The 13,969-nt window shown below is 66.4% G+C and carries 12 protein-coding genes; 1 reads left to right on the top strand and 11 read right to left on the bottom strand.

From position 1 onward, the window contains the following. Positions 1-5: 5 nt before the first annotated feature. Positions 6-1,175, bottom strand: a complete 1,170-nt coding sequence (gene ftsW, locus R5H30_RS05630; RefSeq protein WP_318327096.1) for a putative lipid II flippase FtsW — start codon at positions 1,173-1,175, stop codon at positions 6-8. Between the two features lie 138 nt (positions 1,176-1,313). On the opposite strand from ftsW, the gene R5H30_RS05625 reads away from it, so the two are divergent. Then, the gene (locus R5H30_RS05625; RefSeq protein ID WP_318327095.1) at positions 1,314-2,495 is read left to right on the top strand and encodes a BaiN/RdsA family NAD(P)/FAD-dependent oxidoreductase; all 1,182 of its coding nucleotides are present in this window, start codon (positions 1,314-1,316) and stop codon (positions 2,493-2,495) included. Positions 2,496-2,572: 77 nt separating this feature from the next. On the opposite strand, the gene murD is transcribed toward R5H30_RS05625, so the two are convergent. The 10 genes from murD to R5H30_RS05575 all read right to left on the bottom strand — a co-directional run bounded on the left by murD (position 2,573) and on the right by R5H30_RS05575 (position 13,929). Next, positions 2,573-3,967, bottom strand: a complete 1,395-nt coding sequence (gene murD / locus R5H30_RS05620) for a UDP-N-acetylmuramoyl-L-alanine--D-glutamate ligase (protein ID WP_318327094.1) — start codon at positions 3,965-3,967, stop codon at positions 2,573-2,575. After that, on the bottom strand, positions 3,964-4,557 hold the full coding sequence (locus R5H30_RS05615) for a DedA family protein (protein WP_318327093.1): 594 nt from the start codon (positions 4,555-4,557) through the stop codon (positions 3,964-3,966). Before R5H30_RS05615 ends, murD begins: the two co-directional genes overlap by 4 nt. Before the next feature lie 77 nt (positions 4,558-4,634). Then, complete coding sequence (gene mraY, locus R5H30_RS05610) at positions 4,635-5,717, bottom strand: phospho-N-acetylmuramoyl-pentapeptide-transferase (protein WP_318327092.1); 1,083 nt, start codon at positions 5,715-5,717, stop codon at positions 4,635-4,637. Further along, positions 5,717-7,171 carry a UDP-N-acetylmuramoyl-tripeptide--D-alanyl-D-alanine ligase gene (locus R5H30_RS05605; RefSeq protein WP_318327091.1) on the bottom strand — a complete coding sequence of 485 codons (1,455 nt, stop codon included), beginning with the start codon at positions 7,169-7,171 and terminating at the stop codon, positions 5,717-5,719. The genes mraY and R5H30_RS05605 overlap by 1 nt, the downstream gene beginning before the upstream one ends. Then, on the bottom strand, positions 7,168-8,649 hold the full coding sequence (locus R5H30_RS05600; RefSeq protein WP_318327090.1) for a UDP-N-acetylmuramoyl-L-alanyl-D-glutamate--2,6-diaminopimelate ligase: 1,482 nt from the start codon (positions 8,647-8,649) through the stop codon (positions 7,168-7,170). Before R5H30_RS05600 ends, R5H30_RS05605 begins: the two co-directional genes overlap by 4 nt. Before the next feature lie 19 nt (positions 8,650-8,668). After that, entirely contained in the window at positions 8,669-10,450 is a 1,782-nt protein-coding gene (locus R5H30_RS05595; protein WP_318327089.1) for a peptidoglycan D,D-transpeptidase FtsI family protein, read from the bottom strand. Next, complete coding sequence (gene ftsL / locus R5H30_RS05590; RefSeq protein ID WP_318327088.1) at positions 10,447-10,803, bottom strand: cell division protein FtsL; 357 nt, start codon at positions 10,801-10,803, stop codon at positions 10,447-10,449. The genes R5H30_RS05595 and ftsL overlap by 4 nt, the downstream gene beginning before the upstream one ends. Next, positions 10,803-11,795: a 16S rRNA (cytosine(1402)-N(4))-methyltransferase RsmH gene (gene rsmH, locus R5H30_RS05585; RefSeq protein WP_318327087.1), complete on the bottom strand. Its 993-nt coding sequence runs from the start codon at positions 11,793-11,795 to the stop codon at positions 10,803-10,805. The genes ftsL and rsmH overlap by 1 nt, the downstream gene beginning before the upstream one ends. A 3-nt stretch (positions 11,796-11,798) precedes the next feature. Next, positions 11,799-12,302, bottom strand: a complete 504-nt coding sequence (mraZ, locus tag R5H30_RS05580) for a division/cell wall cluster transcriptional repressor MraZ (protein WP_318327086.1) — start codon at positions 12,300-12,302, stop codon at positions 11,799-11,801. A 709-nt stretch (positions 12,303-13,011) separates the two neighbouring features. Next, positions 13,012-13,929 (bottom strand): PLP-dependent cysteine synthase family protein, encoded by a 918-nt coding sequence (locus tag R5H30_RS05575; protein ID WP_318327085.1) that lies wholly within the window; start codon positions 13,927-13,929, stop codon positions 13,012-13,014. Positions 13,930-13,969: the final 40 nt, after the last annotated feature.

The following is a 13,969-nucleotide window of genomic DNA, read 5'->3' as shown; positions in this document are numbered from 1 at the left end:
TCCGCTCACCGCCCCCTGCCCCGTGCCAGCAGGTCGCTGATCTCACCCTGCGGTCGGGTGCGGGTGAAGGCCAGCAGCATGCCGACGGCGATGCCGCTGGCGATGACCGACGAGCCCCCATAGCTGACGAAAGGCAGCGTCATGCCCTTGGCCGGCAGCAGCCGGACAGCGACGCCCATGTTGATCATCGCCTGCACACCGAGCATGCAGGCAAGCCCCGTGCCGGCGAGGCGGATGAAGGGGTCACGCTCGCGCAGCAGGCGCAACAGCGAGCGGACGACAACGGTGGCAAACAGCGCGATGATCACCAGCACCAGCACCAGCCCGTACTCTTCCGCCGCCACCGCGATGATGAAATCGGTGTGCGCGTCGGGCAGCGACCACTTCACCGTACCCTCGCCCACGCCGACACCGAAAAGCCCGCCTTCGCGAATGGCATTGGTGGCATAGCCAAGCTGCGTGGTCGGATCGACATCGGGGCTGAGAAACCCGTCGATGCGGCGCGCGAAGTGTTCCGAGCTGGAATAGGCCAGCGTGCCGCCGGCAACCACGGCGCCTGCCATGCACACGAGCAGCAGCATCGGCGCGCCAGCGACGAAATACATCACGCCCCAGCCGAACAGGACCAGGCAGGCCTGTCCGAAATCGGGCTGCATCGCCAGCATCAGCACGATGGCGATGCACAGCGCGAAGGACCATGTCCGTCCCGGCGGACCGTTGAGTTCCGCAGCGGCGGCCATCAGCCAGGCGGTCACGACGATGAAGCCGGGCTTGAGGAACTCGGACGGCTGCACCGACCCGAAACCCATCGAGAACCAGCGCACCGCGCCCTTGCCGAAATCGGTTCCGAAGAAGGGCAGCAGCGCGACTGCGACGAAAGCGACGAGAAAGCCGAGCACGCCGAGCCGGCGCACCATGACCGGCGACATCATAGAGGTGACCATCATCACCACAAGGGCGGCCCCGCCGAACACCGCCTGCCGCTGCACGTAATGGAACGGCTCGAAACCGTTCTTGGCGGCCAAGGGCGGCGAGGCGGCCAGCCCGAGCAGGACGCCGATGGCGAACAGGATCAGGATGCAGGACATGGCCCACTTGTCGATGGTGCGCCACCATTTCGGGAGGATCGGCTCGCCACCCTGAACGGGCGTGGTGCCATAGACCATTTCAGTCATGGAAACTGCCTTGCTGTCTGCCTCGTCGCGTCCCTTTGCGGGATCTGGGGCGAAGTGTAGCGGCAAAATCTCCACCGCGCCAGCATGAAGCGCCTGCGAAGCCTTGCAAATGCAAGGTATTCGGGCCAGTTGCGCCCCATGCAGGTCGAGACGGCGATCATAGGCGCGGGCGCTGCCGGAATGATGTGCGCCGCCCATGCGGGCGGGCGCGTGCTGCTGGTCGACCACGCGAAGGCTCCCGGCGAGAAGATCCGCATTTCGGGCGGCGGGCGCTGCAACTTCACCAACCTGCACTGCGCCCCCGAAGCCTTCCTGTCGGCCAACCCGCATTTCGCCAAGTCGGCGCTTGCGCGCTACACGCAATGGGACTTCATCGACCTGTTGGACCGTCACGGCATCGCCTGGCACGAGAAGACGCTGGGGCAGCTTTTCTGTGATACCTCGGCTAAGGACATCATCGCGATGCTGCGCAAGATGATGCAGGCGGCAGGGGTCGAGCTGCATTTGCAAACGACCGCACGTGACTTTGCAAAGATCAACGAAGGATTCACTTTCGTGCTCGAACGCGACGGGGTCACCACCCCGGTCACCGCGCGCCGGCTGGTGGTGGCGACGGGCGGCAAGTCGATCCCGAAGATGGGCGCGACCGGGTTCGCCTACGACCTCGCGCGGCAGTTCGGGCTTGCGGTCACCGAGACCCGCGCCGGGCTGGTGCCCTTCACCTTTCCCGAGGGCCGTTTTGCCGCGATCTCCGGCGTCTCCGCATCGGCACGCGTCACCGCTGGCGGCGCGTCCTTCGACGAGGCGCTGCTCTTCACTCACCGCGGCCTGTCCGGGCCGGCGGTGTTGCAGGCGTCCTCCTACTGGCGCGAGGGCGAAACGGTTTCGGTCAACCTCGACCCGGCAGGCGGCCTGTTGAAAGCCTTGCGCGCACAGCGGCAGGCGGCAGGCGGGCGCAAGCTGACCAACGCGCTTTCTGCCCATCTGCCGGCTCGCCTCGTTCCTCTTCTGGCCGCCGAGATGGCATTGGAGGGCAACCTCGCGGACCAGTCGGACAAGGCGCTCGCCGGCCTGTGCGACCAGCTTTCCGACTGGACGCTGAAGCCCGCGGGGACCGAAGGATACCGCACGGCCGAGGTCACGCTGGGCGGTGTCGACACCGACGCGCTGTCCTCGAAGACAATGGAGGCCAAGGCGGTGCCGGGCCTTTATTTTATCGGCGAGGCGGTCGACGTGACGGGCTGGCTCGGCGGCTACAATTTCCAGTGGGCCTGGTCCTCGGCCATGGCTGCCGCGCGGGCGCTGAAACCAACCCTGTGACGGAATCAGCGCGCCGACCGCGACACGGCGACTCATAAGTTTTGGGAAAGTTGCCCACCGCAGACATCGGCCGTCGCCTAAAGGTACTTCGCGACCTCGGCCGTGAAATCCTCACCGCGCCGTTCGAAGCTGTCGTACTGGTCGAAACTCGCCGCAGCCGGGGCCAGCAGCACCACGTCGCCCGGTTCGGCCTCTTCGACCGCCCGTGCCACCGCCGCTGCCATGGTGCCGCAGACCTCGGCCTCGACGTCAAGTTGCAGGGCGAACTTCGCCGCCTCGCGCCCGATGACATATGCTTTCCGCACGCCGCTCAACGCCCCCGAAAGACCGGCCAGACCGCCTTCCTTTTCCAGCCCGCCGCAGACCCAACGGATCGACGTGAAGGCCGAAAGCGCCTTGGCGGCGGCGTCGACGTTGGTCGCCTTGCTGTCGTTGACGAAGCGCACGCCGCCGGCCTCGCCCACCAGCTGGCTGCGATGCGGCAGGCCCTGGAAGCTGTGGAACGCGGTTTCGATCTGCCTTGGCGCCAACCCCAGCGCGCGGCAGGCGGCATAGGCGCAGCAGGCGTTCTGGTGGTTGTGTGCCCCCGGCAGGCCCGGCACATCCCGCAGGTCTATTGATCCCACCTGCCGGCCTTTGCGGTATTCCGACAGGAATCCCTTGCGGGCGAAGACCAGCCAGCCCGGTCCGGCAAGCTTGCGCTCGACGGAAATGCGGATCACCCGGTCGTCGGCGCGGCCTTCGGCGAGTTGCCCAGCGAGAAACAGCCCCTCTTCCTCGTCGACCCCGATCACCGCCCGGTCCGGCCCGCCTTCGGAGAAAAGCCGGCGCTTGGCCGCGAAGTACCCGCCCTTGCCGCCATGGCGGTCGAGGTGATCCGGGCTGAGATTGGTGAAAATCGCCACGTCCGGGGTCAGCGCCCGCGCGAGTTCGGTCTGGTAGCTCGAAAGCTCGAGCACCACGACCTCGCCGTCGCGCGGCGGGTCGATGTCGAGCACGCCACGCCCGATGTTGCCCGCCAACTGGCTCGGGCGTCCGGCCTCGGCGAGAACATGGTGGATCAGCGCCGAGGTGGTCGACTTGCCGTTCGAACCCGTGACCGCGATCACCCGCGGCGGTGTGTCGAACTCGGCCCAGTCGCGCGACCCGAAAGAGCGGAAGAAGACGCCGATGTCGTTGTCCACGGGCACGCCAGCCTCGAGAGCCGCCGCGATCACCGGGTTCGGCGCCGGATAGAGATGCGGGATGCCGGGGCTGACGATAAGGCAGGCGATGTCCTCGAAATCGCGTGCGCCGCGCAGATGTGTGCAGGCGAACCCCTCGGCCTCGGCCGCCTCACGGGCCTGCGGATTGTCATCCCAGCACACCGGTTCGGCCCCGCCCGCGGCCAGCGCCCGGGCCGCCGAGAGGCCAGACCGGCCCAATCCCAGCACCGCCACCTTCCTGCCTTCGAAGCCGCGCGCGACGATCATCCTGTTCCCCTTCCGGCACGATCCTTGCGCAACACGCGCCGGCCGATCCAGCCGAGGATCAGCGCAACCGCGATGCCGCCGGCGAGAACTAGGCCGAAATGGGCGTGAAAGCCAAGGTCCAGCAGGTTGAGCAGCGTCGCGCCGATGCCGTAACCGACCGCCACCAGCGTTCCGGCCCAGACCATGCAGGCCAGCGCGTCGAGCGACAGGACCAGCCGCGCCGGCAGCATCGAGGCTCCGAGCGTCAGGGGAACGGCGATCCGCGTGCCCCAGACAAAGCGGAACCCGAGGATCACCAGGACCGGGTTGCGCGCGACGAGATCGCGCGCGCTGCGCCCCACCCGGCTTTCGAGGTGGCGTGCGAACCGCGGCGAGTGGGGCAGCCTGCGCCCGAGCACGAACCACATCGTGTCGGCGAGAAACGCACCCAGAAAAACAAGGCCAAGCACGCCCCATAGCGGCAGCGTGCCGCTGTGGGCCAGCCCGCCGGACACGACGGCGGCGGCATCGCCTTCGAGAAAACAGCCGACGAAGACCAGCGGCAGGCCGTATTGTGTCAAGAGCGCCTCGAAGCCGCTCATGTCCGGCATCTTCCGGACGTCATGGCGATCACCACTCGGGCAGGATGCTGGCCTGTGGGGCGATGGGCGCGCATCGCAGACGCCTCTCAGCGCACCTTGAGCGTCGCCAACCCGATCATCGCGAGGATCAGGGCGATGATCCAGAACCGGATCACGATGGTGCTTTCGGCCCAGCCTTTCTTTTCGTAGTGATGATGGATCGGGGCCATCAGGAAAACCCGCTTGCCGGTGCGCTTGAAATAGAGCACCTGGATGATGACCGAGAGCGCCTCGACCACAAAAAGCCCGCCGACGATGGCAAGCACGATCTCGTGCTTGGTCGACACGGCGATGGCGCCCAACGCGCCGCCCAGAGCCAATGAACCGGTGTCTCCCATGAAGACGGCCGCCGGCGGGGCGTTGTACCACAAAAACCCGAGGCCGCCGCCGAAGAGCCCGGCGGTGAAGATCAGGATTTCGCCGGTTCCTGGAACATAATGCACGTCGAGATACTCGGTAAAATCGACCCGGCCCACGGCATAGGCAATGACGCCCAGCGCACCGGCGGCGATCATCACCGGCATGATCGCCAGACCGTCAAGCCCGTCGGTGAGGTTCACGGCGTTGGCCGCGCCGACGATGACGAGGATCGAGAACGGCACGAAGAACAGCCCCATGTTGATAAGCGTGTCCTTGAAGACCGGAAGCGCCAGCTGGTACTGCAAGTCGGATGGGTGGTACTGGGCGGCGACGAAGGACGCGAGCCCGGCGATCAGCAGCCCCAGCAGGATGCGCACCTTTCCAGGGACGCCCGCGCTCGACTGCTTTTTGACCTTCGCGTAATCATCGGCAAAGCCGATCGCGGCGAAGGAGACCGTCACGAAGAGCACGACCCAGATGTAGGGGTTGTCGAGCCGCGCCCAGAGCAGCGTCGAGGTGAGCAGCGCACCAACGATCAGCAACCCGCCCATTGTCGGCGTGCCGGCCTTGACGAAATGTCCCTCGGGGCCATCGTCGCGGATCGGCTGTCCCTTGCCCTGGCGACGCCGCAGCACATTGATCAGCGGCGGCCCGAACAGAAAGCCGAAGACCAGCGCAGTCAGGAACGCCCCGCCCGCGCGGAAGGTGATATAGCGGAAGAGGTTGAAGAAGTCGCCGCCGTCCGACAGCAGCGTCAGCCAGTAGAGCATCAGGTGTCCTTGGTTTCCTCCGGGCCGTCCGGGGTCAGCGGGGCATGTCCCATTTTGCGGATCGCGTCAACGATCTGGCCCAGTTTCATGCTGAGCGATCCCTTGACGACCACGACGTCACCGCTGTCGAGCTTGCGGCCCAGACCCTGCAACATCTCATCCGCGCTTTCCGTCCAGGCGCCGCGGCGTGCTTCGGGCAGAAGGTCGTGGAGCGATTTCATCAGCGGTCCGACGCAGTGCACGGTGTCGATGTGCTGCATCGCCTCGAGATGCGCGAGACCGGCGTGCAGCGCCACGGCATCGGGTCCAAGCTCTTTCATGTCGCCGAGAATTGCGATGCGGCGGCCTTTCGAGACGCGACCGACGTCATGGGTCACCTGCGCCGCGGCCAGCACCTCGAGCGAAGCGGCCATCGAAGTCGGGTTGGCGTTGTAGCTGTCGTCGATGAGTTGCAGCGTCATCTTGGTGTCGGCTGGGTCGAGGTGGATTGTCTCGCGCACGCCGCGGCCCTTGTAGGGCGACCAGCGACCAAGGGCCGTGACGGCCAGTGCCAGGTCCGCCCCCAGCGCATCGACCACCGCCAGCGCGCCGAGCGCATTCATCGCGTAGTGCCGTCCAGGCGTGGCGATCTTGAACAGCAACGGCGCCTCGCGCGCGGTCGCCTGCACGACCGTCGTGTCGCCGCGGATATCGACGGACGTCAGCCGGAAATCGAAGCCGTGTTCGCCGAAGCCCACGTCACGCACGCGGCAATCCTGCGCCTTGGCGACGAGGATCGCGGCGGTCTCGACATCGTTGTTCAGCACCGCGATGCCGCCGGGCTCCAACCCTTCGATGATCGACGCCTTCTCGACGGCGATGCCTTCGATATTCTCGAAAGCCTCGAGATGCGCGGCGGCCACGGTCGTCACCAGTACGACGTGCGGACGCGCGAGGCGCGACAGCGGAGCGATCTCGCCGGGATGGTTCATGCCGATCTCGATGATCGCGTATTCGGTATCGGCAGGCATCCGCGCCAGGGTCAGCGGCACGCCCCAGTGGTTGTTGTAGCTCGCCACCGAGGCATGGGTGCGCCCCTGCGCCGAGAGCATCGCCAGCAACATCTCCTTGGTCGAGGTCTTGCCGACGCTGCCGGTGATCGCCACCACTTGCGCCTCGCTGCGCTTCCTTGCCGCCCGGCCCAGGGCCTCGAGTGCCGCCTGCACTTCATCGACGACGAGAAGCGGCGCATCCTCCGCAACCCCGTCCGGCACTCGGCTGACGAGGGCGGCCGCTGCGCCCTTTTCCAGCGCCTGCGCAACGAAGTCGTGGCCGTCGCGCGCATCCTTCAATGCCACAAAGAGATCGCCGGGCTGCAGGGTGCGGGTGTCGATGGACACGCCGTCGCAAGTCCAATCCTGCGCAGATTTTCCGCCGGTCGCCGCAACGGCCTCGACGCTGGTCCAGAGGCTCACGTCAGCCGTCCGTCGAGGGCGGCGACCGCGACGCTGGCCTGCTCGGCATCGTCGAAAGGCAGAATATCGTCGCCGATGGTCTGGCCGGTCTCGTGGCCTTTGCCGGCGATCAACAGCGCGTCGCCGGGCCCAAGCGCATCGACCCCGCGCAGAATCGCCTCGGCACGGTCGCCGACCTCGATCGCCTCGGGCGCGCCCAGCATGACGTTCTGGCGGATCGCCGCCGGGTCTTCCGAGCGCGGGTTGTCGTCGGTGACGAAGACCACGTCGGCATGGGCCGCCGCCGCCTGCCCCATCAAGGGGCGCTTGGTGCGATCGCGATCGCCGCCGGCACCGATAATGGCGACAAGGCGACCCATGACATGCGGGCGCATCGCCTCGAGCGCTGTGGCGATGGCGCCGGGGGTGTGGGCGTAGTCGACAAAGACCGTGGCCCCGTTCTGGCGCGTGGCGGCCAACTGCATGCGCCCGCGCACCGTGGTCAGATACGCCAGCGTCTCGAAGACGCGGCCGGGTTCCGCGCCGCAGGCGATCACCAGCCCGGCGGCCAGCATCACGTTATCGGCCTGGAATCCGCCGATCAGGTTGAGCCGGGTCTGGTAGCGCTTGCCGTGGAAATCGAAAAGCACGTCCTGCCCGGTGGCGTCCATGCGCTGCCCCGAGAGGTGCAGGTCACCGCCGTCGCGGCCCACGGTGATCACCTCGCAGCCGCGCGCCTTGGCGATGGCCGCCATGTCGACCCCGCGCGGATCGTCGGTGTTGACCACCGCCGTGCCGTCCTCGGGCAGAACGCGCGAGAAAAGGCCGGCCTTTGCGTCGAAATAGGCCTCGAAGCTTTCGTGATAGTCGAGATGATCCTGCGTGAAGTTGGTGAACCCCGCCGCCATCAGCGTCACCCCATCAAGCCGGCGCTGGTCGAGCCCGTGGCTCGACGCTTCCATCGAGGCATGGGTGATGCCTTGCGCAACGGCCTCGGCAAGCACCCGATGCAGGGTGATCGGCTCGGGCGTGGTATGCGCCAGCGGCGCGGACCAACCGCCCTCGACCCCGGTGGTGCCGAGGTTGATCGCCGGCAGGCCAAGTTCCATCCAGATCTGGCGCACGAAGGTGCTGACCGAGGTCTTGCCGTTGGTCCCGGTGACCGCGACCATGGTCTTCGGCTGCGCGCCGAACCAAAGCGCCGCGGTGCGCGACAGCGCCTCGCGCGGGGCGTCGGTGACGATCAGCGCGGCGTCCGACTTTTCGAGATCCTCTGCGGCGATGGCGGCCCCGGCGGCATCGGTCAGCACCGCGCCAGCCCCCATGCGCAGCGCATAAGTGATGAACTCGCCCCCGTGCATGCGCGAGCCCGGCATGGCCGCAAAGAGAAAGCCGTCTCGGACCGCCCGGCTGTCGACCGCCAGCCCAGTGATCTCGGGGTTGCGCCCGCCCCGGGCCGTCAGCCCCAGCGAGGCCAGTGTCTTTGCCTGTTCGCCCATCCCGCCCTGTCTTTCCGGCTTAATTGCTCGTGAGCGTTATAACCTCACTCTCTGCCGGTTCAACGGTCGGTCTGAGCCCGAGCAGCGGCGCGATGCGCCGGATCATCTCGGCCGCGACCGGCACCGCCGTCCAGCCGGCGGTGCGGCGTGGCTCGGACCCGGAGGTCTCGACCGGCTCGTCGAGGGTGACGACAAGAACGTATTTCGGATCGTCCGCCGGGAACATCGACGCGAAGGTGGCGATGACCTTGTCGTCATAGTATCCGCCGCGCGGTTTCGGCTTGTCCGCAGTTCCGGTCTTGCCACCGACGGCATAGCCTTTGACCTCGCCGAAGCTTGCCGTGCCTTCTGTGACCACCCGGCGCAGCATGGCGCGCGCCTCGCGCGCGGCCCGATCCGACATGACCCTTTCGCCCTGCACCGGCGCGGCCTGCCGGATGATCGTGGGGCTAACCTTGAATCCGCCGTTGGCGATGGCGGCATAGGCCGCCGCAAGGTGCATCGGCGAGGCCGAGAGCCCGTGTCCGTATGAGATCGTCATCGCGCTGAGCTCGGACCATTTCTTCGGCAGAAGCGGCTTGCCCGTCGCTGCCTCGACGATCTCGAATCCGGTGGTCTCGAGAAAGCCGAGCTTGTCGAGAAACTCGCGCTGGCGCTCGGCGCCGATCTGCATCGCCAGACGTGCGGTCCCGATGTTGGAGGACTTGACGATGATCTTGTCGACCGTCAACTCCTTGCCGTAGTTATGGAAATCCCGGATCCGGAAGCGCCCCCAGCGCAGGGGCCCGCGGATGTCGATGACTGTCTGGGGGTTGACCAAACCAAGTTCCATCGCCTGCGCGGCGGCAAAGATCTTGAAGGTCGAGCCGAGCTCGTAGACGCCCTGTACCGAGCGGTTGAAAAGCGGGCTGTCCGAAGGATCGCCCTGCACCGCCGCACGCGGCCGGTCGTTGGGATCGAAGTTCGGCAGCGAGACGACCGAGATCACCTCGCCGGTCTTCACATCCATCAGGATCGAGGTCGCGCCCTTGGCATTCATCAGCTTCATGCCGCCGTAAAGCACGCGCTCGGCCGCGGCCTGCACCGTAAGATCAAGCGACAGCTCCAGCGGCTTGTTGCCGTTGGCCGGGTCGCGCAGGTAGTCATCGAACTGCTTTTCGACGCCCGCGACACCGATGACCTCGGCCTTGCTGACGCCTTCCTTGCCGAAACTCGCCCCGCCCAGAACATGCGCGGCCAGCGTGCCGTTGGGATAAAGCCGCATGTCGCGCGGCCCGAAGAGGAGGCCCGGATCGCCGATCTCGTGCACCGCCTGCATCTGTTCCGGACTGATCTTTTTCTTGATCCACAGGAACTTGCGCTTGCCGGTGAAGTCCTTGAGCAGACGCTCTTCCTTGAGATCGGGAAACACCTTGACCAGTTCGCGCGCGGCATGGACCGGGTCGATCATGTGCGGCGGCTGGGCATAGAGCGCGTGGGTCTCGAAGTTGGTGGCGAGAAGGCGGCCGTGCCGGTCAACGATATCGGCGCGACTGGCGCTGAAATGGCTGCCGGGGATCGCCGCGCGCGGCTCGGTCGGAACCGAAGTCGCCAGCAATCCCATGCGCGCGCCGACCACGAGGAAGGCCGCAACGAAGAAGAGGCCCAGCACCAGGAGCCGGCCTTCGGCGCGCTGGCGCGCCTGGTCGCGCATCTGCTCGTGGCGGATACGGATGTTCTCACGCTCGATGGCGGCCGGGTTCTCGCCCCGGGCACGGGCCTCGAGGATGCGGGCGAGCGGGCGGAGCGGGGTGCGGATCATTGCGCCTCCTCCACGTCACCCGGCACGTGCGACACCTCGATGGCGTTCAGGATCTCGACTTCCGGCGGCTTGGGATAGCTCACCTCGTCAACCCGGCCGAACTGATCGGGCATCAACGGCAGGAGGCCCAGCCGGTCGAAGTTGAGCTCGGCCAGATCGCGCAGCCGGTCAGGACGGTTGAGATAGGCCCATTCGGCGCGCAGAACCGCGAGGCGCTCGTGCCGCTCGCGGATGTTCTGGCGCAAGTCCGCGGCATGCGACAGCGCCGCCTGGGTGGCGTAATTCTCGCGGTAGGCCCAGAAGGCGAGGCCGACCACGCCGAGAACGGTCAGGATGTAGAGCACGGTACGCATCACGAAGACTCCTTCACCACCGGCATTCCGATGGACTTTGCATCGACCTCTCCCGCCGGCGCGTCGGTGCGCTGAGCCACGCGCAGCTTGGCGGACCGGGCACGCGGGTTCTGCGCGACCTCGTCGGCGTCGGCGGCGATCGCCTTGCGCAACAGCAGCCGGAATTGCGCCTGCCGCTCGGTGACTTCCGGGGCATACCGGTTGGATTGCCCGCCGGTGTCGGCGCGCGCGGCGAGAAATCGCTTCACCATCCGGTCCTCGACCGAATGGAAGGTGACGACGGCCAGCTTGCCGCCAGGTTTTAGCGCCCGCTCGGCCGCCATCAGGCCGCGGAAAAGCTCACCATACTCGTCGTTGACGGCGATCCGAAGCGCCTGGAAGCTGCGCGTCGCAGGGTGCGACTGGCCCGGTTTCTGGCGCGGCAGGCAGCTTTCGACGATCTCGGCAAGGCGCAGCGTGGTCGTGATCGGCGCCTCGGCCCGCGCCCTGACGATCGCCTTGGCGATGCGCCGGCTCGCGCGTTCCTCGCCGTACTGGTAGAGGATGTCGGCGATCCGTTCTTCGGGGGCCTCGTTGACGATGTCGGCGGCCGATGGACCCTCCTGGCTCATCCGCATGTCAAGCGGGCCGTCGCGCATGAAGGAAAAGCCGCGCTCGGCCTGGTCGAGCTGCATCGACGAGACGCCAAGGTCGAGCACCACGCCATCGAGGTCCGTCGCGTAGTTGTCGAGCTCCGAGAAGACGCCGCGCTGCATCACCAGCCGCTCCCCGTAAGCTCCGGCCCAGTCCCGGGCCATGTCGAAGGCCAGCGGGTCGCGGTCGACGGCGATGACCCGCGCGGCGCCGGCCTCGAGAAAGCCGCGGGTATAGCCGCCGGCACCAAAGGTCCCGTCAAGCCAGGTGCCCTGGACCGGCGCCACAGCGCGGAGGATCGCGGGAAGCAGAACGGGAACATGCGGCGAGGATGCGTCAGGACGGGGCTTTTCAGCCATGGTTCAGCCCCCCTGCGCGCCATCCAGAAGCTCCAGGACATCGAAATCTTCCGGCTGATCGTCCAGCCATGCCTCGGTGTCGGCCTGTTCCTCAGTCTCGTAGGTGTCGGGGTGCCAGATCTGGAAGGTGTCGCCGGCGGCGATGAAGAAGGCTTCGTTGTCGAGCCCGATCTTCGACCGCAGCTTGGCCGGGAGCACGAGACGCCCGGTGTCGTCGATCGAGGTCGGAAACGACTGCCCGTTGAACAGGCGTTCGAGAATCTTGCGGTTCTTGGATCCGCGCGGCAGCGCCGCGATCTTGGCGTCGACCTCCTCGATGGCCTCCATCGTGTAGCATTCGAGGAAGTTGCGGCGGTGATCCCCGTAGACGATGACGAGTTCAGGCGCCTTCCCGGTCTCCCAGTTCGGATCGGAGGCTTCGATCACACGCCGAAAAGAGGCCGGGATGGACACCCGCCCCTTGCCATCGACCTTGTGAGTCCCTTCGCCTCTGAACCTGCGGCTCACCGTCCCGTCCCTGTTCCGCGAGACCCTTGCGGGTTCCCCCGCATCGCCCCGCCCTGAATATGGAAACGGCGGGTTGATCTGCTGCTATGATCAACCCGCCGCCCTCGTCCCGCTGTGCGGGTAGGTCCAGCTGCACGCGCCATCTGGGGGGATGTCTGCTCGCCCGCGCGCCGGATCTCTTTGGTCTGATGAAAGCGATTAGCCTGTATGAAACCTGCTCTAGCTTTTGTGAGTGTGGGGTCGTTTGGTGCCCCGTGTCGTTTTCATCCGATGCATTAGGGATACTATGGGAATTCATGGTCTGACAATGAAAATTTGCCTGCCAGTTGTTTTCCCTAGAGATATCCACAAGCAGCTGCGCGTAGCCATGCTGCAAAAAACGCTGCAAAAATCGCTCAATTAGACAAACCTTACACTGAAAGACACAATATATAGATGCAGGATGTGCTGGGCACAAACTTCCCACGATTTCCCAAAAAACTTCTACCCACATACGATGGTCAGTCGTTTGTTCGGCTTTCGTTCTGAAAAAACCCCGGTCATGTGCGGGAAGATTCAAGCCGAATCGAGGAAATTTGATTCGGATTGAGGCCGCATCACGACGGCTGGCGGAGCGCCGTCCCATCGTTTCCCATCCGTCCCGTGAATTCCCATGCGCCGCCCGCACGGGTGCGCGGCGCGACCGGCGGACCCGGCAATTCCGGTCAGTTCAATACTTGAGACCCGTGTCGCACAGCACAGTCGCCACCGTCGCTCCAGCTTCGAGCCGGCCGGAGCCCAGCAGCTTGGCCGCCGCACAGACGTTGGCGGCGGCGGAATAGCCGACGTAAAGCCCCTCGTCCGCGCCAAGGCGGTGCTTCCACGCCTCGGCCTCCTCGTCGGTGACCGAAAGTCCGAGATCCATCAGGTCGGGATCCCATTGCGGCGGTGCTACGCCGTAGCCGGTGCCCTGCAGAAGATGCCGCGGCTTGGAGAGATCTCCGCCTGCAAGCGGTTCGCTGCCGACAGGTTCGATGGCAGCGCACAGAGTCTGGGCGTCGATCGCCTTCAGCGCCCGGGCGACGCCGATGAACGTGCAGCCGGTGCCGACGCTCGCAACCCAGGCATCGACATGCCCGGCCTGCCGCGCGATCTCGCGCCCGGTCTCCTTATGGGCGGCGACGCCTTCGGGCGCGTTGAACTGGTCGACCAGGAAACCGCCGCGGTCCCGCGCGATGCGGACAGCCGCTTCAGCCGCCGCTGCGATGTCGGCCCCGGTGACCTGCCCCGGACAGCCGTCGACCTGCGGCACGAGCACGACCTCGGCCCCGAGACCTTCCATCATGCGCGCCCGCGCAGGGCTGTTTCCGGCCGACATCGTCGCGACAAACGGATGGCCGAGCGCGGCACAGACGACCGCAAGCCCCGCCCCCATGTTGCCGCTGGTCATTTCGACCACCGGCATGCCCGGCGACAAGCGCCCATCGCTGCGCGCGGCCTGCAGTATGGCCTTGGCGGCGCGGTCCTTGACGCTGCCGCCCGGCTGCATGAACTCGGCCTTGGCGAGAATGCGGCCGGGTCCGCTCCAGCAGCGGCGAAGCTCCACAAGGGGCGTATTGCCGATGAGATCGAGCACGGTCGCGGTCATGGCGGTCCTTTCCGACCTCTGCCCCGCGATACGCGTGGGC

It is taken from the genome of Roseobacter sp. FCG-D35, assembly GCF_033436665.1.
In the GTDB taxonomy this organism is placed as follows: domain Bacteria; phylum Pseudomonadota; class Alphaproteobacteria; order Rhodobacterales; family Rhodobacteraceae; genus JAWQFO01.
Note: the sequence above shows the minus strand (reverse complement) of the source record. Positions and strands in the feature narration are given on the sequence as shown.